Raw genomic sequence first — 22,292 nt, forward strand, 5'->3', positions numbered from 1 at the left:
GCGGCGCTTGCGGGCGGGCGCCGCTCAGTAGTCGAACCAGACCACCAGCCGGACGTTGTCGTCACCGTGCTGCGAGGCGAGGGCCTCCATGACCGTCCAGACCGGCTTCCACTCGCCGTCCTCGCGGACGGCGTCGCGGCGGTCCATCCGCTCGGAGCGGTAGACGATGTCGTCGACCACCCACTCGCTGCCCTCGGGCCAGGTCCGGACCTCGCCCGGCTCCGACCCCGGCCCCGGTGTCGGCACCGGTTCGGGAATGCCGAGGGTCTCGCCGAAGCGCCGGTTCCAGGCGCTCTTGCCGACGAGCGTGAGCCCGTCGGGGGTCCGCCGGTACTCGTGGAGCCGGCTGTCGGGTGCCTCCGCCGCCTCGGCCCAGTCCACGGCCCTCACCTCGGCCCAGGTGATCCAGGTGGTGCCGTAGAAGGTGGTCCCGTAGGTGTCCACCGCCGCCCGCACGGTCTGCGAGGCGTCCGGCGGCAGTCCGCGATCGGCGGCCAGCGGACGGAAGTTGGCGTGGTTGCGGACCCCGAAGAGGCAGCCGAAGGCGTCGTAGTTCCTGGTGGTGTTGAGGAGGTCGAGGGCGACGGCGGCCTGCCAGGCCGGCTTCCCGTCCTCGTCGCGAAGGAACCACGCCCGGCACTCGATGAATCCGTTGATGTCCGTTCCCATGCCGGGCATTCTCCAGGCCGCCCCGCGCGAGAAGTCGGCCCGGCCGACTTCCCGTGCGCTCCCCAGCCGGGCCGACGTCCCGCGCGGCGCCCGCGTCGGCTCAGTCGCGCGGCCAGGGGCGGCCGTCGAGCCGCTCGATGCCGGTGTTGAAGCGGCGCAGGAAGCCGGCGAAGGAGGCGATGTCCTCCTCCGGCCAGTCCGTCATCACGAGGTTCAGTGCCCGTACGTGGGCCTCGCGTTCCGCGTCCAGCCGGCGGCGGCCCTCCTCGGTGAGGCGGAACTTGCGGGCGATGCCGCCGTCCGGGTCCGGGATGCGTTCGAGCAGTCCCGCGCTCTTCAGGGCCGCCGTCTGCCGGTTGAGGGTGGAGACGTCCAGGGCGAAGGCGTCGCTCAGCTGGCCGATGGACATCGGCCCCTCGGCGTCGACCCGGCTGAGCAGGATGTAGGCGCTGCGTTCGAGCTGGCTGCCCTCGGGGCGGGCGTTGACCTGGCTGAGGTCGCGGTGCCGGGCGAACACCAGGAACTCGAGGGCGACCTCGTGCGTGGGGCTGGTCATGTCGAAGTCCCTTCATCACCGCTTCGACCTGCGGGTTCTCCGTGGATCACCCTTCAGTATGCCAGAGGCATGCGCGGCACACATGATGTGCATCGCGCACATCCTGTGTAAGCTGACCGTCTTGTGTTTCATGCACATCGTGTGTTTTGTGCATGTTTCCGCTCTCGAACGCTCTTCGAACGTTCTTCGACTGCTCTTCGACCGCCCGAGGAGGCCCGTCATCAACGGCCCCGCCCCCACCCCCCGCACCGGTCCGATCGTGGCGGTGCTCGCCTTCACCGGCACCGTCGCCGCGATCATGCAGACCCTGGTCACCCCGCTGATCAGCCAGCTCCCGCAACTCCTGCACACCAGCGCGTCCAACGCCTCCTGGGTCATCACCGCGACCCTGCTCTCCGCCGCCGTCTTCGTCCCGATCAGCGGCCGCCTCGGCGACCTCCTCGGCAAGCGGACGATGCTCATCGCCTCCTGCGTCCCACTGCTGCTCGGCTCGGTGCTGTGCGCGGTGGCCGACTCCGTGGTGCCGATGATCGCCGGACGGGCCCTGCAGGGCATGGGCATGGGCCTGGTGCCGATCGGCATCAGCCTGCTGCGCGACGTGCTGCCGCCCGAGCGGCTCGGCTCGGCGATCGCCCTGGTCAGCGCCTCCATGGGGATCGGCGGCGGCCTCGGCCTGCCGATCGCGGCCGGCGTCGCCGACTACGCCAGCTGGCGCGTGCTGTTCTGGGGCACCGCCGTGCTGGCCGTCGTCATCATCGGCCTGCTCTGGGTCATCATCCCGGCCCCGGCCGCTTCCGCTTCCTCGGGCGGCCGCCCCGCCGCCGGCGGGCGCTTCGACTACGTCGGCGCGATCGGCCTGAGCGTCGGCCTGGTCTGCCTGCTGCTGCCCGTCTCCAAGGGCGGCGACTGGGGCTGGGGCAGCACCCGGACCCTCGGCCTGTTCACCGCCTCCGCCGCGATCCTGCTGCTCTGGGCCCGCTGGGAGCTGCGCGTCACCGAGCCGCTGGTGGACCTGCGGGTCACCGCGCGCCCCCGGGTGCTGCTGACCAACGCCGCCTCCGTCCTGGTCGGCTTCGGTATGTACGCCCAGGCGTTGATCGTGCCGCAGCTGCTCCAGCTGCCGGAGGCCACCGGCTACGGGCTCGGGCAGTCGATGCTGGCGATGGGCCTGTGGATGGCGCCCGGCGGGCTGATGATGATGGTCGTCTCCCCGTTCGGCGGCAAGCTGTCGGCCGCGCGCGGACCGAAGTTCACCCTGGTCGCCGGGGCGCTGACGATCGCCGTCGGGTACGGGCTGGCGCTGCCGCTGATGGGCTCCACCTGGGGCGTGCTGATCGTGACGATCGTCTGCAACAGCGGCGTGGGCCTGGCCTACGGCGCGATGCCCGCGCTGATCATGAGCGCGGTGCCGCTGACCGCGACGGCCTCGGCGAACAGCTTCAACACCCTGATGCGCTCGCTGGGCACCTCGGTGTCCGCCGCCGTGATGGGCGTGGTGCTGTCGCAGATGACCGTCACCCTGGGCGGCCACACCCTGCCCTCGGAGGGCGGCTTCCGGGTCGGCCTGGTGATCGGCTGCGGCGTCGCGCTGATCGCGGCCGCCGTCGCCGCCGTCATCCCCGCGCCGCCCGCGTCCCGGCTGCGCTCCGTTCCGGTGCCGGCGGGGGCCGGCGCCGAGGAGGCGGACCAGGCCAAGGCCTGAGCTCCGCCGGTCCTCGAAGCCCCGCCCCGGGCGCGCCGTGCTCGCGCGCCCGGGGCGGTCCGTCTTTCCCGGTCCGCCGTTCCGCCGGGCCCGGGCCACTCGGACGGGTCAGGAGCTGTCGCTGTGGAGCGGGATGTTGCCAAGCATGGGGACGTACGGGCCCCTCGGCCGCCGAACACCGACCAGGAGAGGGATCCCTCGGTGCGTGAACTCCACAGTCCCCCCAGCCACCGCCGACCGGGCCGGAGGTGGACGCCGCAGCGGACGGTCGCGCTGATCGTGGCGGCCTCCGGCGTCGCCGTGCTCGCGGCCTGCAGCAGCAGCTCCTCGGGCACGGCGGCCGGCTCGGCGACGGCCACCCCGCCCAACGCGGGCGCCTTCTCCGGCGAGCCGCCCTCCGCCGTCGCCTCCGCCGCCGAGTCGCTGCTGGCCTCGGCGTCCGCGGCCATCGCCTCGGCCTCGGAGGCCTCCGCGGCGTCCGTCGCCTCCAAGGCCGCGGCGGCCTCCGCCTTCGAGGCCTCCGTCTCGGCGCAGCAGGTGACGACCAGGGAGAAGGCCGCCTCGGTGCTCAGCGGGGAGCCGGACGGCGGCAACGCGGTGAACGACGTCGCGATCACCGGCATCAACCGGCAGAACACCGGCGGCCTGCACGCCGTGGTCGTCACGATCCGCAACCGGGGGCTCGAAGCGGCCTCCTACGCCGTCCAGGTCGACTTCACCGACACCAGCGGCAAGACCGTGGACAGCGCCGTCGTCGGCGCCGAGAACGTCCCGGCGAACGGCACGGCCGAGCCCGTCGCCTTCAGCAGGCAGCCGGCCGACCGGACGCTGCTGCCGGTGGTGGTCAAGGCCGTCCGGTACTGACCCCCGGCCTGGCGGAAGTCCGCCGCGTGGTCCCGCACCCAGCTGCGGACATCGCGCGGCGGACGCCCGGGCCCCTCCCGTTCGCGGGCGCGTCCCGGGTTACGTCACGCCGCCGGGGGGTTACGTGACGCCGTCCGCGCGTTCCCGCTGCCGGGTGCGGTAGGCGCGGGAGCGGCAGCGGGGCGAGCAGTAGCGGGGCGGGCGGCCGCCGGGGCGCGGGCCGGCGGGGGAGGGGGCGGGGGCCGTCAGCGGGCCGCCGCAGGCGGGGCAGGCCGGGGCCGGTTCGGGCTCCTCGCCGGGGGCCGGGGCGTCCGGGACCGGGTGCGAGGTCAGGCCCAGCCGTTCGGCGACCACGCCGGCCTGGAAGCGGCTGTGCGCGCCGAGGCCGTCCAGCAGGTCCGAGACGTGGCGGCGGCAGGTGCGCAGGGAGATGCCGAGGCGGCGGGCGACGGACTCGTCCTTGAGGCCCTTCGCGAGCAGCACCAGGATGCTCTGCTTCATCGTCTTGGTGACGTCGTGCGCGGCCTGCGGGCCGCTGGCGAACGGGGCCGCGTTCTCCCAGTCCCGTTCGAAGACCGTCAGCAGGTAGGAGAGCAGGTCGGGCTCGCGGATGATGAGGGCGCCGCCGGAGCTGGCGGGCAGCAGGGCCAGCGAGCCGTCCACGATGATCAGTTGCGGCAGCACCTCCGGCAGCGTCCGGATCTCGGCGCCGGCCTCGATGAGCTGCTCGGCGTGCACCCGGGTGGGCTGGTCGAAGCGGGTCGCGTGCTGGTAGAGGCTGCGCATCCGGACGCCCCGGTCGAGCAGCGCCAGGTCGCGCGGCAGCGCCTCGCGCAGGGCGGCCGGGGAGAACGAACCGCCGTGCTTGGAGACCAGCACCTCGCTGCGGCAGGAGTCGATCACGTCGGCGAGCAGCGAGCGCACCGCGAACTTGTCCGGCAGGCGGTCGATGGTGCCCTGGGGGAAGGCGTGCTGACGGGCCTGGAGGTAGACGGGCACCAGCGCCGCGAGGCCGTCGCGCTGCTGCTGGACGATCCGCCGCTGCTCGCGCAGGGCCTCCTCCCGGGCGCGCAGGGCGGTGTCGCGGGCGGAGAGCAGCTGGGCGGTGGCGGCCTGGGGGCTGACGGGCTGCCAGGCGACCGGGGGCGCGTCCGTACGGGTCCCCTCCGTGCGGCGGTCGTCGGGGAACAGTTCCTGGAGGAGGCAGGCCCCGGTGAGCTGCCGGACGGCCGCCTCGCACTCCGGCAGGGTCAGGTCGGTCTCCGACGCCGCCTGCGCGAGGGTCGCCGGGGTGAGGCGCTCGTGCACCACCGTCCACCGGTAGAGCGTGACGGCCGCGCTGTCGAGCGCGGGCACGTCGGCGGTCGGGTCGGGGACGGTCGGGTCGGGGCCGGTCACGGGGTGCATCGCATGCCTCCTAAAGCTGCCAGGCAGGCTCATGATCCCCTGCGGGGGATGCCGTGGCCATCCGCCGCCTGGCAGGGTGACGAGCACGGACCGGGCGATGCGGCAGGAACTGCGGAAACGCCCGGAACGTGTGGAACCGTCCCCGAAGTGATGGGAGTTGTCGTCATGCGAGGAATCGTGACGCGGACACTGGCCGTGGTCGCGCTGGGTGCCGCCGCCTGGTTGGGCGGGGTGGCTCCGGCCGGCGCCTCCGTGTTCGACGGCGCGACGCTGACGGAACCCGGCGGCGTGCACGACGGCCACCACTGCGTCCAGACGACGGCCTGGGGCGACGCCTGGTGCCCGGGCAAGCCGCTGAGCTGACGCGTCGTCGCGGGCGACTCCCGTCCCCTCCTCATCGAAAGGGAAGTCCTGTCATGCACATGGCTCTGAAGCGTTCCGTCCGTACCGCGCCCACCGCCACCGGCCGGGCCGGCTCCGCGTCCTCCGCCTCCTCCGCCGGGGCCTCCGCCGGGTCCGCGAGCTGATCCGCCCGGTGAAGTGACGTAGCGCGCCCTGCACGGGAAGTCGGCGGAGTCGACTTCCCGTGCAGGGCGCGTTGCCGTACCCGTGGGTGCGAGGGGCTCAACCGCCGACGCGCACCACGTACTTGCCGGTCGCCCGGCCCTCCTGCATGGCGTCGTGGGCGGCCGGGACGGCGTCGAGGCCGGGCAGTTCGGTGACCGGCAGGTCCAGGCCGCCGTCGGCGAGGAGGTCGAGGACCCGGCGGACGGCGCGGGCCAGCCGCTCGGGGGCGGTGGCGGCCAGGCCGCGGTGGCTGAAGCCGGTGACGGTCAGGTTGCCCGCCATCAGGCGGCCGAGCGGGGGCAGGTCGGCGACGGCGCCGCCGCCCGCGTTGCCGAACAGCACGATCCGCGCGCCGGGCGCCGCCACGGCGAGGTCGAGGTCGAGGGCGGCGGTGCCCAGCGGGTCGAGCACCAGGTCGACGCCCCGGCCGCTGGTGGCGGCGCGGATCGCCTCGGCCGGTCCGCCGCCGCTGCCGCTTTCGCCGCTACCGCTTCCGTCGGCGCCCGGTCCGTCGGCGCCCGGTCCGTCGGCCGCGCCGCGGGCGAAGACGTGGTCGTAGCCGGAGGCGAGCGCCGCCGCGGCCTTCTCCGGCCGGCCGACCGTGCCGATCAGCCGGCCGCCGCCGAGCAGCGGGACGAGCCGGGCGACGGCGTTGCCGATCCCGCCGCCCGCCGAGTGGACCAGGACGGTGTCCCCGGCGGTGAAGCGGCCCGCGTCGGTCAGCAGCAGCATCGAGGTGGCCAGGCCCAGCGGGACGGCGGCGGCCTCGCGCAGCGCCACCCCGTCCGGGAGCGGCACGGTGAGCGCGGCCTCCGCGACCACCACCTCGGCCAGTCCGGCGCCGACCGGCGCGGCGACCACCCGGTCGCCCACCGCCAGGCCGGTGACCCCGGCGCCGAGCTCGCGGACCGTACCGGACACCTCCTTGCCGGGCCGGTACGGCCACTCGGCGGCGTACGCGGCGTCGCCGCGGCGGGTCATCACGTCCACGAAGTTCAGTCCGGCGTGGGCGACGTCGACCGCCACCTGGCCCGGTCCGGGGTGCGGCACCGGGACCTCCCGGACCTCCGAGTTCTCCGCTCCACCGGGTGCGGTCATCACCAGTGCACGCATGTCGGGCCCCCTCGACTACGATGTTCGACGAACGACGAAATTGGCGCGGGACAGTGGTACCACGCCATTTCCATGGATGTCGAACATCGCAGATCAGGGAGGTCGACCCATGCCCCGCAGCACCCGCCGACGACCGGCGCTCGCCCACCCCGCGGCCGAGGAGATCGACCTCTTCGACGTCCTGCACGCGCTCTCCGACCCCACCCGGATGACCATCGTCCGTGTTCTGCGCACCGAGCCCGAACGGGCCTGCGGCACCTTCCCGGTGGACGTCGCGCCCTCCACCCTGAGCCACCACTTCAAGGTGCTGCGCGAGTCCGGCCTGATCGTCCAGCGCGAGGAGGCCAACCGGCGCTTCTCCGCCCTGCGCACCGTCGACCTGGAGCAGCGCTTCCCCGGGCTGCTCGACACCGTCCTCGCCGCCCACGCCGCCGCCGTCGCCCACGCCGCCGCCGTCGCCCACGCCGCCGCCCACGCCGGTACGGCGGGTTAGGCGACACCGGAGCGCTCAACGCCGGTGCCAGACCGCCCAGTTCTGCCGGGCGTCGAAGCGCTCGACGTACCAGTCGGCGGGGTGGCCCGGCCAGTACGCCTCCGGCGGCCTCCCCTCCCCGGGCAGCGGGAGGACCATCACGTTCGCCTCCGCCGGGACGGGCTGCCAGCGGGGATCGCGGGACCAGACCCGCCCCCGGTAGACCTCGAAGGTCTGGGCGGCGCGCAGCGACCAGTCGACGTCCCAGGCGAACACCACGTTGTCGTCCGCCGTGATCCCGGCGGCGCGGGTGAAGCCGGTCGCCAGGCCCTCGCGGCCCTCCGCGTGCGGCCGGGCGACCTGTGCGGTGATCGTCGTGGTGGCGAAGGCGGCGAACAGCGCCAGCGAGACGCCGAGCGCCCCGAGCACCCGGCGGCCCCCGGCGTGGCGGACCAGGACCGCCGCACCGAGCAGGACCAGTACGGCGGCGCAGGTGCGGGGCAGGTCGATCCGGCCCCAGTCCGCGGCCAGGAACGAGACGTCGGGCAGGGTCCAGGGGATGAACATCGACGTGTGCAGCCGCTCGCCGGCCGCCAGCGCCACGACCCCGGCGAGCAGCAGGACGAGCCCGGCCGCGACCGCCGCCGTCCGGACCAGCGCGCGGCGACCGTGCCGCGCGAGCACCGCGACGCCCGCGACGAAGGCCGACGGGACGAGGTAGGAGGTGTACCGGGCGTACACCCAGTCGTCGACCCGGCCGTCCAGCGGCAGGGCGGCGGCGGAGGCCACGGCCGTGCCGAGCAGCAGGGCCACCAGCACGCCGCCGGTGGTCCGCAGGGCGGGCGGCCGGCGGCGGTCGAACACCGCGCACAGGCAGGCGACGACGGCGAGCCCGCCGACACCCCAGGTGGAGACGGTGAAGTACCAGATCTGACCGGCCGCCCGGGCGAGGGTCTGCACGGCGGCGCCCGGATCGGTCAGGCCCTTCCAGAGCGAGCCGCCGACGTCGCTGTCCGGGACGGTGAACCGCGCGTGCAGCCAGGCCGACAGCAGCTCGGCGCCGAGCACGCCGAGGCCGAGCGCCGCGAGCCCGGCCGCCGTGGCGCGCCACGGCGCCCGGCGCAGCAGCAGGACGCCGAGCAGGACGGCGGCGGTCAGCGCCACCACCACGCCGCCGCGGTCGTGCACCGCCATCGCGTAGCCGGCCGACGCCCCCGCCCCGACGGCGTGCCAGGTGCGGCGCCGCGGCGGACCGTCGGCGAGCCAGCCGTGCAGGCAGAGCAGCCAGGCGAGCACCAGGACGGGCAGGACGGCGTCGGTCAGCACGAACTGCGAGTAGAAGACCACCGGCGGCAGCAGCGCGGTCGCGGCGGCGAAGGCGTACGAGAGGCGGCGGTTCAGGCCGAGGCGGCGCAGCGCGACATGGGCGAGCGGGAAGACCAGGGCGTTGACGGCGGCGTTGACGCCCGTGACCAGGTGGTAGGCGGTCGTCGGGTCGTCGGCCAGGCGCAGCGCGGGGGAGATCAGCAGGGGGTAGCCGCCGGGGATGACCGCGCCGACCGGGATCTCGGTCGCCGAGCCGCCGGCCAGCACCCGGGCCTCGGCGAGGTAGGAGTCCTCGTCGGGGTGGACGGACGGGAAGTCCATGGACCGGACGAGGACGAGGCGGAACAGCAGCTCGGCCAGGTAGCCGACGAGCAGCACGACGGCGGGCCGGGTGGCGGCGGTCCGGAGGACGGCGGCGCGGACGGTGGCGGCTGTGGCACGCACGGCGGTTCGGGCGGTGCTTCGGGCGGTGCTTCGACCGGTGGCGAGCGGAGTCGGGTCGGGCCGGGTCGGGTTCGGCCGGGTCGTGGTGCGGGGTGGCATGGGCGCGCCCCCTTCTGTCGACTGTCGGACGACTGTATATGTCGTTGGACTGCATATGTAGTCCGACTGGTTCCACGGAAGGGGGCGGGCGCTTACGGGCCGGGCCGGGTCATTTCGCCGGCGGGGTCGGGTGCAGGCTCGCCAGCGGGTTGACGTACTCCTTGGCCGGCATGCAGGAAGGGCCCGGGGACTTCATCAGCCCGGCCTGCATCTCGCGGGAGCTGTTGGCCGGCGAAGTCCTGGCCAGCGGCAGGTAGATGAAGATCTCCGTGCCCGCCGGGAGCCGACGGGGGTGGACGGTCAGCACGAGCGGTTCCCCGGGCCCGTGCTCGATGTCCCACCCGGCGGTGAGGTCCACGTGGGAGGGCTGCTTCGGCTCGCGCGCCTTGCAGCCCGGCTCGCCGGGGTAGACCCGGGCGCGGATCCCGAACCGGTCGATGTCGCGCTGCAACTGGTCCACGTCCACCGGCTTGTAGTCCTCGAGGATGGTCAGCCGGACCACCTCCTCCTCGCTCTCCAGGGTGTACGCGACACCGCTGCTGCTGCCCAGCGACCGTCCGCTGTCGTCGCCGCCGGGGGCGGAGCCGTCGGTGCCGGTGGCGAGCAGGACCCCGGTCAGCGCGGCGGCCAGCCCCAGCGGGAGGGCGGCGCCCAGGAGCAGGCCGCGCCGACGGGTGGTGCGCCGGGGAGCGGAGGGGGTGCCGTCCGGGTCGGTGATGCTGTCCAACAGGTGCTCCTTGAGCAGGAGGTGGCGGCTCCGGGGGAGGACCGGAGCGGCCGGGGCCGGCAGCAGCCGGGCCAGCTCCTCCCGATCGGCCTGTTCGGACCGGTGCCGGGGGGTGGCGCTCATCGGATCGTCTCCTTGGTCGGCCGGACCGCGGGAGTGCGGTCACCTGGTACCTGTCCGGTGCTGCCCGGGCGTTGCGCGGTCTCCGCCGCCCGGTGGCCGGCCCGCTGCCCCGGCCGCGGCGTGCCCGGCTGCTCCGCCGCCGGCGCGCCCCGCTGCTCCGCCCGCGCCGAACGCGCCGCGGCCAGCTCCCGCTCGGTCAGCTCCCGCAGCCGGGCGCGGGCACGCGAGAGCCGGGAGCGGACCGTACCCACCGGGCAGCCGAGCGCCTCGGCGACGGCCGCGTGGTCCAGCCCCTCCCACACGTACAGCGCGAAGACCTCCCGCTCGGCCGGCCGCAGCCGCTCCAACGCGGCCTTCGCGGCGGCCAGTTCCTCGGCGTCGGCGATCCGGCCCGCCAGCTCGCCGGAGAAGTCCGGCACCACCTCGCGCGGCGGCAGCTTGGCCATCGCCTTCTGGTGCCGGCGGGCCGCCCGGCGGGTGTTGCGGATGACGTTCCCGGCGATGCCCAGCAGCCACGGCGCCAGGCTCTCCGCGCCGTCCTCCCGTTCGGGGGCGATCCGGGCGCGCAGCCGCCAGGCCTCCAGGAAGGTCAGCGAGACCACGTCCTCGGCGACGGTCCGGTCCCCGGTCATCCGTACGGCGTGCCGGTACACCGCCTGGGCGTGATCCTCGAAGACCTGCCCGAACGCCTCGGCGTCCCCGGCGCGGATCCGCGCCCGTATCGATTGCTCCACACCCGGTCCTGTCCGGCGGGCCCCGGGCGCTGCCGTGATCCGCGTCACATGCCTGCCCGGCTGTGCTTCAGGCCGTCCGCGGGAGCGTCGTCGCCGCCGACGGCGCCCGGTGGCGGCGGTGGTACGACACGGTGACGGCCGCCAGCAGCGGCGCCCAGGCGACGGTCGGCAGGTAGAGGAAGCCGACCAGGGTGTGGCCGAGCGGGGTCATGCCCGTACCCGGCAGGGCCCACCAGCCGACGAACGGCGTCCACAGCAGGGCCAGGCCGACGGCGCCGAGCGAGGCCGCGAGCACCACCGCACGCGGGCGGACCGGGCGGCCGCCGAAGAACGGCACCCAGCGCGGCGGCACCGTGCCCCACGGGCGGACCAGCCCGATCGTGAGCAGCGCCAGCGCCTCGGTGAACAGGCTCAGGAAGACCGGCCACACCGCGCCCCACCCGGTGAGGCCCATCGCCCGGTAGCCCGCCTCCGTGTACCCGCCGTGCCAGCCCGCCACCAGCCCGAGCCGCCACAGCCCGGCCGGCAGCGCGGTGACGGCGGCGAGGTGGGCGGCGCGCACGGCCCAGCGGGGCGGGGCGGGAACGGCGGTGGAGGCGGCGGCAGCGGGCCGGGGCGTCGTCATGCCCCCACCCTTCCGCGCGGCCCCGGCCCGCCGCGTCCCCCCGGCGGCGGGCCCGGCGCCGGGGGCTCCCCCGGGCGGGGGAGGGGCGCCTCGGCCCCCGGGAGCAGGGCGCCTCGCCCCGTCACCCTGCGGCCGGGGCGCCGCCCGGATCAGCGCAGCCGCGAGGAGGAGAGGATCGACGCCAGGTGCGCGACCACCATGCCCCAGGTGATCGCCGTGATGCCCGCGAGCGTCCACCGGGTGGCGTCCAGGTTCCCGAGTCCGGCGTCCACCGCGGCCGCCGCCAGCAGCACCAGCGAGGCCTCGATGCCGTTCGTCACCCGGTGGATCTTGAACAGCGAGGCGACCTTGCGGGCCGTCGCGATGCCCTGGGAACGCGGCTGCGTCGACTCCTCGGTCGCCGGCAGCTGCCCGCTGCGGGCGCGGGCCACGTCCACCAGGTCCGTCGAGGCCTTGAGCAGCACCACGCCCAGCGCGGCCGCCAGCCCCGCCGACACCCACAGCTCCGACCCGCCGCGCGCCGCCCGGACACCCGCACCGATCATCAGCGCGGCGTCCGCCAGATAGGCGCCGAGCCGGTCCACGTACACCCCGGCCATGCTGAACTGGCGCTTCCAGCGCGCCACTTCGCCGTCCACGCAGTCGAACAGCAGGAACAGCTGGAACAGCACGACGGCCAGCACCGCACCTACCGGGCCCGGGATCAGCAGGGCCGCGCCGCCGCCGACCCCGCACACCACCATCACCCAGGTGAGGGTGTTCGGCGACACCGAGGTGCGCACCAGCTGCCGGGTGGTCCGCAGCGAGATCCGCCGCATGTACATCCGGCCCGCCCAGTGCTCGCCGTTGCGGCTCTGAAGCTTGGCCTGCGGCTGGCACACCTCGCGCAGCTCGGCGAGCGCCGGAGCAGCCACCATGACGACATCCCTCCACCTGTCCCGAAAACGATCACCACAGGCTACGGCCTCCGGGGGAACGTCCGGACCAGGTGGTATGCCGCCGGCCGTACGGGAGGTGTCCGTCGTCGGAACGTCCGGTGCGAACGGCGGGGACGTCTGCCGCGGACGTCCGGTGCCCCTGTCGCGCGCGAGCGTCGCGGACGTCCGCCGGGGCGCCCGCGGTGAAAACCGGTGGGCCGCCCGAGCGCCCCCGGGCTAGGCTGCGCGGGTTCGCCGGAACCCGAAGCCCCGGGCCCGACTGCCCGCCCCCGTACGCCGGTTGACGCGGTCCGCGGTCCCGGAGCGGAACGAGGAGCGCAGACCCATGGTGACCACGGGCGGCCCGTCCCAGAGCCCCGACCCGGCCCGACTGCTGGCCGACCACCGTCCGCGGGGCCCGGTGGAGACCGCCGACCACGAGCGCGCCCGCCGCCTCCTCGGCGTCGCCGACGCCTGGAACAGGGGCACCTTCCCGCTGCACTTCACCGCCTCCGCGCTGATCGTCCACCCGCCCACCCGTCGCGTCCTGCTGCGCTGGCACGTCCGCCAGCAGGCCTGGCTGCACGTCGGCGGCCACGGCGACCCGGGCGAGACCCGGCCGCTGGACATCGCCCTGCGCGAGGGCCTGGAGGAGACCGGCCTGACCGACCTCGCCCCCTGGCCCGGCCCCGCCCTCGTCCACCTCGCCGTGGTGCCCGTCCCCGCCTCGCCCGCCGAACCCGCCCACGAGCACGCCGACCTGCGCTTCCTGCTGGCCACCGCCACCCCGGAGCAGGCCCGGCCGGAGAACCCGGCGTCCCCGCTGGAGTGGCTCACCGTCGAGGAGGCCAAACGGCGGACCACCGAGGACAACCTCCGTGAGACCCTCGACCGCGCGGCCCGCCTGCTGCCGTCCGCCTGAACACCCTGGAGACCGACCGGATGCACACCGACCAGACCCTGATCTTCGACGCCGACGACACGCTCTGGGAGAACAACGTCCTCTTCGAGCGGGTCATCGACGGCTTCCTGGACTGGGTCGCCGCCCCGCAGGAGCAGCAGCGCACCCGGGCCCTGCTGAACGAGATCGAGGCCGTCAACTCCGCCACCCTCGGCTACGGCGCCGCCGTCTTCCGGCAGAGCCTCGCCGACTGCCTCCAGCGGCTCAACGACCGCACCCCCACGGCCGCCGAGCAGGCCCGGATCGACGACCTGCTCACCCCGCTGACCAGCCGCGACGTCGAACTGATCGCCGGCGTCGCCGACACCCTGGCCGCCCTCGCCGACCGCCACCAGCTGCTCCTGCTCACCAAGGGCGACCAGGGCGAACAGCAGCGCAAGGTGACGGCGTCCACCATCGACCACCACTTCCGCGGCGTCCACATCGTCGCCGAGAAGTCGGTCGACACCTACCGGCGGCTCACCGCCGACCTCGGCCTCGACCCGGGCCGGACCTGGATGATCGGGAACTCGCCCAAGTCCGACATCGCCCCCGCCCGCCGGGCCGGCCTGCGCACCGTCTTCATCCCGCACGAGCACACCTGGGTGCTGGAGCACGCGGAACTCGGCCCGGACGAGGCGACGCTGCGGCTCGGGGCCTTCCCCGAGCTGCTGCGCCACTTCTGACGGCCCCTCCGGGCCCTCAGCCCATCATCGCGGCTGCCGGCACCGGCGTCCCGTCCCGGTACAGCCAGGCCCGCTCGGCGGCCGACCAGACGCCGGTCGTCAGCAGGTAGAGCACGGCGGCCACCGGGACCAGCGCCGCGAACAGCACCGACCCGAACGACAGGTACGGCAGCAGTCCCGCCCCCGGCTGCGGGGCGGGCTGCGCCGTCGCCGCTGTAGCCGCCGCCGTCGCCGCCGCCGCGGCCGTGCGCCGGGCCCGGCGGAAGTTGACGACCCCGACCGCCGCCAGCCCGGCGAACAGCACCCCGAACACCGCCCACTGCCCGGCACCCTGCGCGCCCGTGACGTGCAGACCCAGCGGCACCCCGAACAGGGTGTGGTCCAGCAGGTCGTTCGGAGTGGTGAACAGGCGGTACATCACCGAGAAGAACGGGATCTGCACCAGCACCGGCAGGCACCCCGCGAACGGCGACACCTGCTCCTTCCGGTACATCTCGGCCAGCGCCTCCCGCAGCCGCTCCGGGCGGTCCCTGTGCTTCCTCTGCAACGCCGCGACCTTCGGCGCCAGCCGCGCCCTGGCCCTCTCCCCGCGCGCCGCCGCCCGCGCCAGCGGGTGCAGCGCCAAGCGGACGGCGACGGTGAACAGGACGATGGCCAAGGCGGTCGGCACCAGGTGGGCGACGGCGGCGACGACGGCGTGCGCCACGGCGACGGCAGGGTCGAGAACAGCGAGTACGGACATGGTGGAGCGAGCCCTCCGGGGTCTCAGGACATGAGTGATCGGCGGAGGACGGCCACGGGGAACGCCTGGAAGAACGTCCGGCAGGAACGATCGGAAGAACGCCTGGAAGGACGTCGGACGGAACTACGCGGCCGCCGGGGCCGCTCCCGGCGCCCTGGGGCGTCGCCTGCCCCGGGCGTCCGGATCACGCTGCGGAAGGAACGCCGTACCGAACGCCCGGCGCCGCAGCACCCCGCTGCGCACCGCCGCCGACGCCCGCGCCCCGAGGAGTCGCGCCCCGGCCAGCGCCCCGGCGACCGCCCCGGCCACCAGTGCCACGGCCGCGACGGCGGCCACCGACGCCAGCGTCCCGCTGTCGGCCACCAGCTCCCCGGTCAGCACCCGGAGCAGGCCCAGCAGCATCGCCACAACGGCCACGACGCGCTCCCCCTCCCGGTGTCCCATCGGCTTCCTGACGTACCAGCAGGACGATCCTACGAGCCCCCGGGTTCCCGCCTGTGTCGGGGACGTCCCCCACGGTGTCCCCCTGGCGCCCCCACCTGGTCCCGCCCGATTCCGTTCGTACCCGAAGGTCCCGCCCTCGGGGCGGCGAGAAGCGGCCGTCCGGGGTGTAGCCGCCGGGGCTACACGGGGCTACCGTGGAGAGGTGAAGACGATTACCCAGCGGGAGTTCCGGAACAACTCCGCCGCCGTGATGGACGCGGTGGAGGCGGGGGAGACGTTCCACATCACCAGGAACGGGGTCGAGGTCGCGGAGCTGCGGCCGGTGCCCGGGCGTCGGCGGCTCACGGCGGAGGAGCTGGTGGCCCGGCACGTGAAGCTGCCGCGCGTGGACTACCAGCAGATGCGCAAGGAGGCCGAGGAGGACTTCGGCCCCGAGGAGCTGGTGGGCGACGACGGCGACGACCCGTTCGAGCGGCGGCGTGGCTGAGCGCCGCAGAGCACCCCGGCGGCGGCCGGCCGGGGTGCTGGACACCTGCGTCTACATCGACCTGGCGCTGCTCAGCCCCTCCGACCTGCCGGCCGTGCCCGAGCTGACCGCGATCACCTTCGCCGAACTGCAGCAGGGCGTGTCGATGGCCCGCGACCCGGCCAGCCGGGCCGCCCGGCTGGAGGTGCTGGGCGCGGCGATGGCGGACTTCGACCCGCTGCCCTTCGACGCGGCCGCCGCCGCCCGCTACGGGACGCTGGTCACCCTCACCATCGCCGCCGGACGGCAGCCGCGCCCGCGCCGGATCGACCTGATGATCGCCGCGGTCGCCTCGGCCCACGGGCTGCCGCTGTACACCCGCAACGTGGCGGACTTCCGGGGGCTGGGCTCCGCGGTGGAGGTCATCGGGGTGTGAGGTCCGGGCGGGTCCCGTGGGCCGGGCGGGGAGTGGCGGTCAGGAGGCCCCGAGGGCGGCGGCCCCGTCCCGCTCGACCCGGTCGGCCATGGCGGCCGCGGCCTTCAGGGCCTCCGCCCGGTTCCGGGTGCGCAGCAGGACGGTGTTGCCCCCGCGCTTGCCCCGGTCGCCGCCCGCCTTGGCGGCGACGGCCCAGCGCGGTCGGCGGAGCAGGGCGAGGACCAGCCAGCGGAGTCCGAAGTTCAGCCCCAGGACGGCGGCGATGGGGACGAGCAGGAGGACCCCCTCGCCGCCGGCTTCGCCGCCGACGTGCCGCATGGGGTCGTAGGCGTGCAGGGGCCTGTGCGTGGCCCCGAGGCGGCCGAGCCACACCACCGCGATCCGTACGGGGCGGCGGTCGGGCCCGGTCACGTCGACGTAGCCGATCGACCCGTCCCGCTCGCCGCGGGCCCAGGCCGTCCGCTCCCTCGTGGTCGACAGGCTCTCCTGGAGCTCGCGGTCCTCGGCCTCCCGGGCCTTCCGGCGCTGCTCGAACTCCTCCGACCAGGCCTTCTCGCGCTTCTTCTGCTCGGTGGACCACGCCTGTTCGCGCTCACGCCGCTCGTCGGCGGTGACCCGCCGTTCCCCCCGGTTGCTCATGGCGGTCATCGTAGGAGACGAGGTCAAGGGAGGGTAAAGCGGGCCGCACGGCCGTCAGCCCGGGCGGACCGCCGTCCCGGTGGCGGCGGAGGTGCGGGCGGCCTCCAGGACGGCCAGGGCGGCCACCGCGTCGCGCGGGTCGACCGGGGGCGGGGTGCCCGGGGTGGTCAGGGCGGCGGCGATGCCCGCGTAGAAGGCGGGGTAGTCGCCCGGGTCGGTCGGCAGCCGGATCGCCGACTCGTCGGTGCCGAGGGTGCCGTAGTGCGCGGGCTGGTCGGTGCCCCAGGGACGGGTGCCGTCCGGGCGCAGGCCCGCCCGCAGGTCGGCCTCCTGCGGGTCCATGCCGGACTTGACGTAGCCGGCGGTGTCGCCGAGCACCCGCAGCCGGGGGCCGATCAGCGGGGTGATGGCGCTGGTCCACAGGTGCGAGCGGGTGCCGCTGGTGTGGGTGAGGGCGAGGAAGGCGTCGTCGTCCACCACCGCGCCGTCGCGTCGCACGTCGATCTCCGCGTACACCGTCTCGACCGGCCCGAACAGGGTGAGCGCCTGGTCGACGAGGTGGCTGCCCAGGTCGTACAGGGTGCCGCCGACCTCGGCCGGGTCGGCCAGCTCCCGCCAGCCCGGCTTGGGCTTGGGGCGGAAGCGCTCGAAGCGGGACTCGAAGCGGTGCACCCGGCCGAGCGCGCCGCCGCGCACCAGCCGGCCCGCGGTGAGGAAGTCGCCGTCCCAGCGCCGGTTGTGGAAGACCGAGAGCAGCACGCCCTGCTCCTCGGCGAGCCGGCACAGCTCCAGCGCCTGGGCGGCGGTGCCGGCCAGCGGCTTGTCCACCACGGTGGCCAGGCCGGCCCGGAGGGCGGCGCGGGCGAGCGGGGCGTGGGTGCGGTTGGGCGAGGCGATGACGACCAGGTCCAGCGCGTCCGGGTCGGCGAGCAGCTGCTCGGGCGTGTCCACGGCGCGGGCGCCGGGGTGCTCGCGCGCCAGCTGGGCGCGCCGGTCGGGGTTGGCGGTGACCACGGCGTCCAGCCGCAGCCCCGGCGTGGTGGCGATCAGCGGCGCGTGGAACGCGGAGCCGGCCAGGCCGTAGCCGATCAGGCCGACGCGGAACGGACCGGGAGTCGTCTGCGGGTTCATGCGCCCACTCAATCACGAGGCGCCCGGTTGCTCCCGGTTTCGGCGGACGGGACGGCGGGCCCGCCGCCGCGCCCTCGTCCGGGTGAGGCTGCCGCCGCGGCCCGGAGCGCGGTGATACGTGTACGCGGCGATACGTGCACGTATCACCCCACGGACTGCGACGGAGGATCACATGGCCGCCAACGGCTGGACCGACGACCTGCTCGACCGGATGCGCACCGTCGGCGACCCGCTCGGGGACGCCGCCATCGCCGAGACGTACGAGTTCGGACAGCAGGACCAGGTGCAGCAGACCCTGCTCGGCTTCGGCCGCAACAGCGACGCCGTCCCGGCCGGGCTGCCGCCCAGGCTCCGGGCGTACTTCGAGGAGTCCGCCGTCCTGCCGTCCTGGGCGGACCGGGCGCGGATGGCGCGCGGCCACGAGCTGCTCGGCCGCTACCAGCCGCTGATCGCCTCGATCCTGCTCTGCGGCTCGCTCCCGCTCTGCTACACCTGCGGCAACGGCGCCGAGGTGCTCGTCCGCTCCCAGCGCCTCACCTCCGGGGTGTACCGGCGCCTGATGGAGACCTCGCAGTTCGTCGTCGACGTCCTCGACAACGACGGCCTGGGGCCGGGCGGCCGCGGGCTCCGGTCGGCCCAGAAGGTCCGCCTGCTGCACGCCACCATGCGCTACCACGTCTCCCAGCTGGGCGACTGGGACGCCGCGGCCCTGGGGGTGCCGGTCAACCAGGAGGACCTGGCCGGCACGCTGATGTGCTTCTCGGTGCTGATCCCGCTCGGCCTCGCCGAACTGGGCGTCGAGCTGCTGCCCGAGGACCGGGAGGCCTACTTCCACATCTGGCGGGTGGTCGGCCACGTCCTGGGCGTCGACGAGCAGCTCAACCCGGCCAAGTTCGGCGACGGCGCGGCCCTGAAGGACGCCATCATCCGCCACCAGCAGCGGCCCTCGGAAGCCGGACGGGTGCTGACGAAGGGCGTCCTGGACTTCATCCGGGAGGTGCTGCCGGTCCCGTCGGGAGCGGGCCCCACCCTGATCCGGCGCCTGATCGGCGACAAGTCCGCCGACGTCATCGCGGTGCCCCCGGCGGACAGCCTCACCAAGCTCGGGCTGAGCGCCGCCGCCCTGCCGAACTTCGGGTACGGCAGGACGGGCGACACCCTGCCGCCGCTCGCCGAACTGGCGAGCCAACTGGGGCTGCTGGTCTTCAAGGAGGGGCTGCTGCTCACCAACAAGGGCCGCCGCCGGGAGTGGCAGGTCCCGACCGGCCTGACCGACTCGTCGTCCTGACCGGGGCGCCACCGTGCGGCCACCGGCCCCGGCCCGTGCGGTCACCGGCCCCGGGGTGTGCGGCCACCGGCCGGACGGGGGCCGCGCGGTGGCGGTGCGGGCGACTACGCTGGTCGGAGTTGGGGCAGCCTGTGGCGCCCGACCGGCCGAGGGTGTCCGGTCTGGGCATGTGCGAGAACGTTCAGACCTGTGCAAGACCGAGGAGACACCTACGTGGCAGAGCGCAAGCCCATCGAGTCCTGGCTGACCGACATGGACGGGGTCCTCATCCACGAGGGCACGCCGATCCCCGGGGCGGAGGAGTTCCTGCGCAAGCTGCGGGAGTCCGGCAAGCCCTTCCTGGTCCTCACCAACAACTCCATCTACACCCCGCGCGACCTCAGCGCCCGGCTGGCCGGCATGGGCCTGGAGGTGCCGGAGGAGTGCATCTGGACCTCCGCCCTGGCGACGGCCAAGTTCCTCGCGGGCCAGCGCCCCGGGGGCACCGCGTACGTGATCGGCGAGGCCGGCCTCACCACCGCGCTGTACCAGGCCGGTTACGTGCTGACCGACAACAACCCCGACTACGTGGTGCTCGGCGAGACCCGCACCTACTCCTTCGAGGCGCTCACCAAGGCGATCCGCCTGATCAACCAGGGCGCCCGGTTCATCTGCACCAACCCGGACGAGACCGGCCCCTCCACCGAGGGCGTGCTGCCGGCCACCGGCTCGGTCGCGGCCCTGATCACCAAGGCGACCGGGGTCGAGCCGTACTTCGTCGGCAAGCCCAACCCGCTGATGATGCGCGAGGCGCTGAACACCGCCGGCGCCCACTCCGAGACGGCGGTGATGATCGGCGACCGGATGGACACCGACATCGTCGCGGGCATGGAGGCCGGCATGGAGACCATCCTGGTGCTCACCGGCCTGACCTCCGCCTCCGACGTGGAGCGCTTCCCGTACCGGCCGACCCGCGTGGTCCAGTCGATCGCGGACCTGGTCGAGCTGGTCTAGCCGCTGGGTTTTCACCCCGCGTTCTCGTCGTGGGCCCCGTTCCGGCAGGTCGCCGGGGCGGGGCCGCTCCGTGTCCGGGGTGCGGGGCCGCCTGGTGCCCGCGGGGAGGCGGCCGTTGTCGGTGGGGCTGTGTAGCGTTCGGGGTGAAAGAGGGCGTGCGGCGCAACAGCCGCGGTGTGGGAGGTAGATGTCGTGACGGACACGGTCGAGGCGGGCGTGGTCGAGGCCGGCGAGGGCGGCGGGCTGGAACTGCCCGAGTCCTGGCGCGGGGTGCTGGGCGCCGAGACGGAGAAGCCGTACTTCGCCGAGCTGGCGGCCTTCGTGGCGGCCCAGCGCGCGGAGCACGAGGTGTTCCCGCCGAGCGGCCAGGAGTTCGCCGCACTGGAGGCCACCCCGTACGACAAGGTCCGGGTGCTCGTGCTCGGCCAGGACCCGTACCACGACAACGGCCAGGCCCACGGCATGAGCTTCTCGGTGCTGCCGGGCACCAAGACGCCGCCGTCGCTGCGCAACATCTTCAAGGAGCTGGACGCCGACCTGGGCGTCCCCGCCCCGGACAACGGCTACCTGATGCACTGGGCCGAGCAGGGCGTGCTGCTGCTCAACGCGGTGCTCACGGTCCGCGCGCACGAGGCCAACTCGCACAAGGCGAAGGGCTGGGAGAAGTTCACCGACGCGGTGATCAAGGCGGTGAGCGACCGCGACGAGCCGGTGGTCTTCGTGCTGTGGGGCAACTACGCGAAGAAGAAGCTGCCGCTGATCGACACCGCCAAGCACGTGGTGGTGCAGGGCGCGCACCCGTCGCCACTGTCGGCGAAGCTGTTCTTCGGCAGCCGTCCGTTCTCGCAGATCAACGCCGCGCTGGACTCCTTCGGCGCCGAGGCGATCGACTGGCAGGTGCCGAACCTGAAGGAGGCCTGAGCCTCCGCCCGGAGCGCCTGCGGGCGTTCCGGGGTGCCGGTCGGCGGGCGCCGGCAGCCGGTGGTGGCCGTGGTTCGGACGGGTTCGATGTCCCGTCCGCCCACGGCCACTTGGCGTTCACCACCGGTGGCCGTCGGCCGGTGCCGGGTGTGCTTAGCTGGTGCCGACCGGTCGCCGGACCGGGGCCGGGGAGGGGCGGTACGTGCACGGGCTGGGGCGGACAGGGACGTTGCGGGGCGCCGTCGGGGCGCTGCTGGCCGGGGTGGTGCTGGCGGCCGGGTCCGGCTGCACCGGTTCGGACGGCGGGAAGCCGGGAGCCGGGTCCGTGTCCTCCGCCGCCGGGGCGGGCGCGGGGGCGGGTGCCGGTGCGGGCTTCGCCCAACTGCCCGGGCAGGCCTTCTACGTCTCCGACCGCACCAACGCCGCCCAGCAGGTGACCGCGCTGCGCGGCCAGGGCCGGACGGCGGAGGCCGACGCGCTGCTGCGGATCGCCGGCCAGCCCTCCTCGCAGTGGCTCGGAGAGCAGGGCGCCCAGACGATCGCCGAGCAGGTGAGCCGACGGGCCGCCGAGGCCGGCCGCACGGCGGTCTTCGTCGCGTACGACATCCCGCACCGCGACTGCGGCCAGTACTCGGCCGGCGGCGCCCCCGACGCGGCCGCCTACCGGGCCTGGATCACCGGCGTCGCCCAGGCCCTCGGCGACCGCAGGGCCTGGGTGGTGATGGAGCCGGACGCCGTCGCGCACACCCTGGACACCTGCGGGATCAAGGGCGACCTGGCCGCCGAGCGGTACGGCCTGCTGGCCTTCGCCGTCCAGGAGTTGAAGAAGAACCCCAACGCGCGGGTCTACCTGGACGCGGGCAACCCCGGCTGGGCACAGGACCCGGAGGAGATGGCCACCGCCCTGCGCAAGTCGGGCATCGCGGCGGCCGACGGCTTCGCCGTGAACGTCGCCAACTTCTACGACACCGAACGGAACGCGGCCTACGGCGCCAGGCTCTCCGCGGCCCTCGGCGGGAAGAACTACGTCATCGACACCAGCCGCAGCGGCAACGGGGCGCTGGGCGGCGCCGCCTGGTGCAACCCGCCCGGGCGCGCGCTCGGCGAGCGGCCGACCACCGAGACCGGCCGGCCCGGGGTGGACGCCTACCTGTGGATCAAGAACCCGGGGGAGTCGGACGGCGACTGCGGCCGGGGCGAGCCCCGGGCGGGCGAGTTCTGGCTGCCGTACGCGCTCGGGCTGGCGCAGGCGGCGCGCTGA

General features: G+C 74.7%; 25 protein-coding genes. 12 read left to right on the forward strand and 13 right to left on the reverse strand.

Annotation, left to right across the window (positions count from 1 at the left end):
• Positions 1-24 precede the first annotated feature (24 nt).
• A complete protein-coding gene (locus AMK13_RS31290) occupies positions 25-669 on the reverse strand; it encodes a hypothetical protein (protein ID WP_074005072.1) in 645 nt (214 codons plus the stop codon).
• Between the two features lie 100 nt (positions 670-769).
• The gene (locus AMK13_RS31295) at positions 770-1,225 is read right to left on the reverse strand and encodes a MarR family winged helix-turn-helix transcriptional regulator (RefSeq protein ID WP_049650286.1); all 456 of its coding nucleotides are present in this window, start codon (positions 1,223-1,225) and stop codon (positions 770-772) included.
• Between the two features lie 220 nt (positions 1,226-1,445).
• Here AMK13_RS31295 and AMK13_RS31300 point away from each other — a divergent pair, with 220 nt between their 5' ends.
• Entirely contained in the window at positions 1,446-2,927 is a 1,482-nt protein-coding gene (locus tag AMK13_RS31300) for an MFS transporter (protein WP_074005146.1), read from the forward strand.
• 201 nt (positions 2,928-3,128) lie between these two features.
• Positions 3,129-3,791 (forward strand): hypothetical protein, encoded by a 663-nt coding sequence (locus AMK13_RS31305; protein ID WP_234348259.1) that lies wholly within the window; start codon positions 3,129-3,131, stop codon positions 3,789-3,791.
• Positions 3,792-3,911: 120 nt separating this feature from the next.
• Here AMK13_RS31305 and AMK13_RS31310 read toward each other — a convergent pair whose 3' ends face one another.
• Entirely contained in the window at positions 3,912-5,198 is a 1,287-nt protein-coding gene (locus tag AMK13_RS31310; RefSeq protein WP_074005073.1) for a helix-turn-helix transcriptional regulator, read from the reverse strand.
• Between the two features lie 165 nt (positions 5,199-5,363).
• Here AMK13_RS31310 and AMK13_RS43090 point away from each other — a divergent pair, with 165 nt between their 5' ends.
• On the forward strand, positions 5,364-5,561 hold the full coding sequence (locus tag AMK13_RS43090; protein ID WP_143204680.1) for a hypothetical protein: 198 nt from the start codon (positions 5,364-5,366) through the stop codon (positions 5,559-5,561).
• A gap of 261 nt (positions 5,562-5,822) precedes the next feature.
• Here AMK13_RS43090 and AMK13_RS31315 read toward each other — a convergent pair whose 3' ends face one another.
• Positions 5,823-6,878, reverse strand: coding sequence for a quinone oxidoreductase family protein (locus tag AMK13_RS31315; RefSeq protein WP_074005074.1), 1,056 nt, complete (start codon positions 6,876-6,878; stop codon positions 5,823-5,825).
• Between the two features lie 109 nt (positions 6,879-6,987).
• On the opposite strand from AMK13_RS31315, the gene AMK13_RS31320 reads away from it, so the two are divergent.
• Entirely contained in the window at positions 6,988-7,371 is a 384-nt protein-coding gene (locus AMK13_RS31320) for an ArsR/SmtB family transcription factor (protein WP_074005075.1), read from the forward strand.
• Between the two features lie 15 nt (positions 7,372-7,386).
• Here the strand turns inward: AMK13_RS31320 and AMK13_RS31325 are convergent, their stop codons facing one another.
• The 5 genes from AMK13_RS31325 to AMK13_RS31345 all read right to left on the reverse strand — a co-directional run bounded on the left by AMK13_RS31325 (position 7,387) and on the right by AMK13_RS31345 (position 12,345).
• Positions 7,387-9,120 carry a hypothetical protein gene (locus AMK13_RS31325; protein ID WP_074005076.1) on the reverse strand — a complete coding sequence of 578 codons (1,734 nt, stop codon included), beginning with the start codon at positions 9,118-9,120 and terminating at the stop codon, positions 7,387-7,389.
• A gap of 208 nt (positions 9,121-9,328) precedes the next feature.
• On the reverse strand, positions 9,329-10,069 hold the full coding sequence (locus tag AMK13_RS31330) for a hypothetical protein (protein ID WP_074005077.1): 741 nt from the start codon (positions 10,067-10,069) through the stop codon (positions 9,329-9,331).
• Positions 10,066-10,803, reverse strand: coding sequence for an RNA polymerase sigma factor (locus tag AMK13_RS31335; protein WP_107418904.1), 738 nt, complete (start codon positions 10,801-10,803; stop codon positions 10,066-10,068). The genes AMK13_RS31330 and AMK13_RS31335 overlap by 4 nt, the downstream gene beginning before the upstream one ends.
• A gap of 67 nt (positions 10,804-10,870) precedes the next feature.
• Positions 10,871-11,428: a hypothetical protein gene (locus AMK13_RS31340; protein WP_074005078.1), complete on the reverse strand. Its 558-nt coding sequence runs from the start codon at positions 11,426-11,428 to the stop codon at positions 10,871-10,873.
• Positions 11,429-11,577: 149 nt separating this feature from the next.
• A complete protein-coding gene (locus AMK13_RS31345; protein ID WP_074005079.1) occupies positions 11,578-12,345 on the reverse strand; it encodes a CDP-alcohol phosphatidyltransferase family protein in 768 nt (255 codons plus the stop codon).
• A 346-nt stretch (positions 12,346-12,691) separates the two neighbouring features.
• On the opposite strand from AMK13_RS31345, the gene AMK13_RS31350 reads away from it, so the two are divergent.
• Complete coding sequence (locus tag AMK13_RS31350) at positions 12,692-13,267, forward strand: NUDIX hydrolase (protein ID WP_074005080.1); 576 nt, start codon at positions 12,692-12,694, stop codon at positions 13,265-13,267.
• Between the two features lie 20 nt (positions 13,268-13,287).
• Complete coding sequence (locus AMK13_RS31355; protein ID WP_074005081.1) at positions 13,288-13,971, forward strand: HAD family hydrolase; 684 nt, start codon at positions 13,288-13,290, stop codon at positions 13,969-13,971.
• 16 nt (positions 13,972-13,987) lie between these two features.
• Here the strand turns inward: AMK13_RS31355 and AMK13_RS31360 are convergent, their stop codons facing one another.
• On the reverse strand, positions 13,988-14,713 hold the full coding sequence (locus tag AMK13_RS31360; RefSeq protein WP_074005082.1) for a YidC/Oxa1 family membrane protein insertase: 726 nt from the start codon (positions 14,711-14,713) through the stop codon (positions 13,988-13,990).
• Between the two features lie 123 nt (positions 14,714-14,836).
• On the reverse strand, positions 14,837-15,130 hold the full coding sequence (locus AMK13_RS31365) for a DUF6412 domain-containing protein (RefSeq protein WP_241853107.1): 294 nt from the start codon (positions 15,128-15,130) through the stop codon (positions 14,837-14,839).
• 229 nt (positions 15,131-15,359) lie between these two features.
• Between AMK13_RS31365 and AMK13_RS31370 the strand changes: the two genes are divergently transcribed.
• The gene (locus AMK13_RS31370) at positions 15,360-15,644 is read left to right on the forward strand and encodes a type II toxin-antitoxin system Phd/YefM family antitoxin (RefSeq protein WP_049649701.1); all 285 of its coding nucleotides are present in this window, start codon (positions 15,360-15,362) and stop codon (positions 15,642-15,644) included.
• Positions 15,637-16,059: a type II toxin-antitoxin system VapC family toxin gene (locus tag AMK13_RS31375; protein ID WP_049649700.1), complete on the forward strand. Its 423-nt coding sequence runs from the start codon at positions 15,637-15,639 to the stop codon at positions 16,057-16,059. Before AMK13_RS31370 ends, AMK13_RS31375 begins: the two co-directional genes overlap by 8 nt.
• A gap of 39 nt (positions 16,060-16,098) precedes the next feature.
• Here AMK13_RS31375 and AMK13_RS42415 read toward each other — a convergent pair whose 3' ends face one another.
• Positions 16,099-16,698 (reverse strand): hypothetical protein, encoded by a 600-nt coding sequence (locus AMK13_RS42415; RefSeq protein ID WP_074005084.1) that lies wholly within the window; start codon positions 16,696-16,698, stop codon positions 16,099-16,101.
• A gap of 54 nt (positions 16,699-16,752) precedes the next feature.
• Positions 16,753-17,829 (reverse strand): Gfo/Idh/MocA family oxidoreductase, encoded by a 1,077-nt coding sequence (locus AMK13_RS31385; RefSeq protein ID WP_074005085.1) that lies wholly within the window; start codon positions 17,827-17,829, stop codon positions 16,753-16,755.
• A gap of 172 nt (positions 17,830-18,001) precedes the next feature.
• Between AMK13_RS31385 and AMK13_RS31390 the strand changes: the two genes are divergently transcribed.
• The 4 genes from AMK13_RS31390 (at position 18,002) to AMK13_RS31405 (ending at position 22,292) form a co-directional block, all read left to right on the forward strand.
• A complete protein-coding gene (locus AMK13_RS31390) occupies positions 18,002-19,117 on the forward strand; it encodes an oxygenase MpaB family protein (RefSeq protein WP_074005086.1) in 1,116 nt (371 codons plus the stop codon).
• Positions 19,118-19,330: 213 nt separating this feature from the next.
• Positions 19,331-20,110 carry an HAD-IIA family hydrolase gene (locus AMK13_RS31395; RefSeq protein WP_049649696.1) on the forward strand — a complete coding sequence of 260 codons (780 nt, stop codon included), beginning with the start codon at positions 19,331-19,333 and terminating at the stop codon, positions 20,108-20,110.
• Between the two features lie 192 nt (positions 20,111-20,302).
• Complete coding sequence (locus AMK13_RS31400; RefSeq protein ID WP_234348220.1) at positions 20,303-21,031, forward strand: uracil-DNA glycosylase; 729 nt, start codon at positions 20,303-20,305, stop codon at positions 21,029-21,031.
• Between the two features lie 160 nt (positions 21,032-21,191).
• Positions 21,192-22,292, forward strand: a complete 1,101-nt coding sequence (locus AMK13_RS31405; RefSeq protein WP_241853108.1) for a glycoside hydrolase family 6 protein — start codon at positions 21,192-21,194, stop codon at positions 22,290-22,292.

The sequence above is a fragment of the Streptomyces sp. CB02056 genome (assembly GCF_001905545.1).
Taxonomy (GTDB): Bacteria; Actinomycetota; Actinomycetes; order Streptomycetales; family Streptomycetaceae; genus Kitasatospora.

Coding starts and splice junctions, on each gene's coding strand:
- AMK13_RS31315 (WP_074005074.1), bottom strand. CDS start 6,878: ATGCGTGCACTGGTGATGACCGCACCCGGTGGAGCGGAGAACTCGGAG.
- AMK13_RS31320 (WP_074005075.1), top strand. CDS start 6,988: ATGCCCCGCAGCACCCGCCGACGACCGGCGCTCGCCCACCCCGCGGCC.
- AMK13_RS31340 (WP_074005078.1), bottom strand. CDS start 11,428: ATGACGACGCCCCGGCCCGCTGCCGCCGCCTCCACCGCCGTTCCCGCC.
- AMK13_RS31350 (WP_074005080.1), top strand. CDS start 12,692: ATGGTGACCACGGGCGGCCCGTCCCAGAGCCCCGACCCGGCCCGACTG.
- AMK13_RS31390 (WP_074005086.1), top strand. CDS start 18,002: ATGGCCGCCAACGGCTGGACCGACGACCTGCTCGACCGGATGCGCACC.
- AMK13_RS31355 (WP_074005081.1), top strand. CDS start 13,288: ATGCACACCGACCAGACCCTGATCTTCGACGCCGACGACACGCTCTGG.
- AMK13_RS31385 (WP_074005085.1), bottom strand. CDS start 17,829: ATGAACCCGCAGACGACTCCCGGTCCGTTCCGCGTCGGCCTGATCGGC.
- AMK13_RS43090 (WP_143204680.1), top strand. CDS start 5,364: ATGCGAGGAATCGTGACGCGGACACTGGCCGTGGTCGCGCTGGGTGCC.
- AMK13_RS31345 (WP_074005079.1), bottom strand. CDS start 12,345: ATGGTGGCTGCTCCGGCGCTCGCCGAGCTGCGCGAGGTGTGCCAGCCG.
- AMK13_RS31310 (WP_074005073.1), bottom strand. CDS start 5,198: ATGCACCCCGTGACCGGCCCCGACCCGACCGTCCCCGACCCGACCGCC.
- AMK13_RS31360 (WP_074005082.1), bottom strand. CDS start 14,713: ATGTCCGTACTCGCTGTTCTCGACCCTGCCGTCGCCGTGGCGCACGCC.
- AMK13_RS31290 (WP_074005072.1), bottom strand. CDS start 669: ATGGGAACGGACATCAACGGATTCATCGAGTGCCGGGCGTGGTTCCTT.
- AMK13_RS31330 (WP_074005077.1), bottom strand. CDS start 10,069: ATGAGCGCCACCCCCCGGCACCGGTCCGAACAGGCCGATCGGGAGGAG.
- AMK13_RS42415 (WP_074005084.1), bottom strand. CDS start 16,698: ATGAGCAACCGGGGGGAACGGCGGGTCACCGCCGACGAGCGGCGTGAG.
- AMK13_RS31295 (WP_049650286.1), bottom strand. CDS start 1,225: ATGACCAGCCCCACGCACGAGGTCGCCCTCGAGTTCCTGGTGTTCGCC.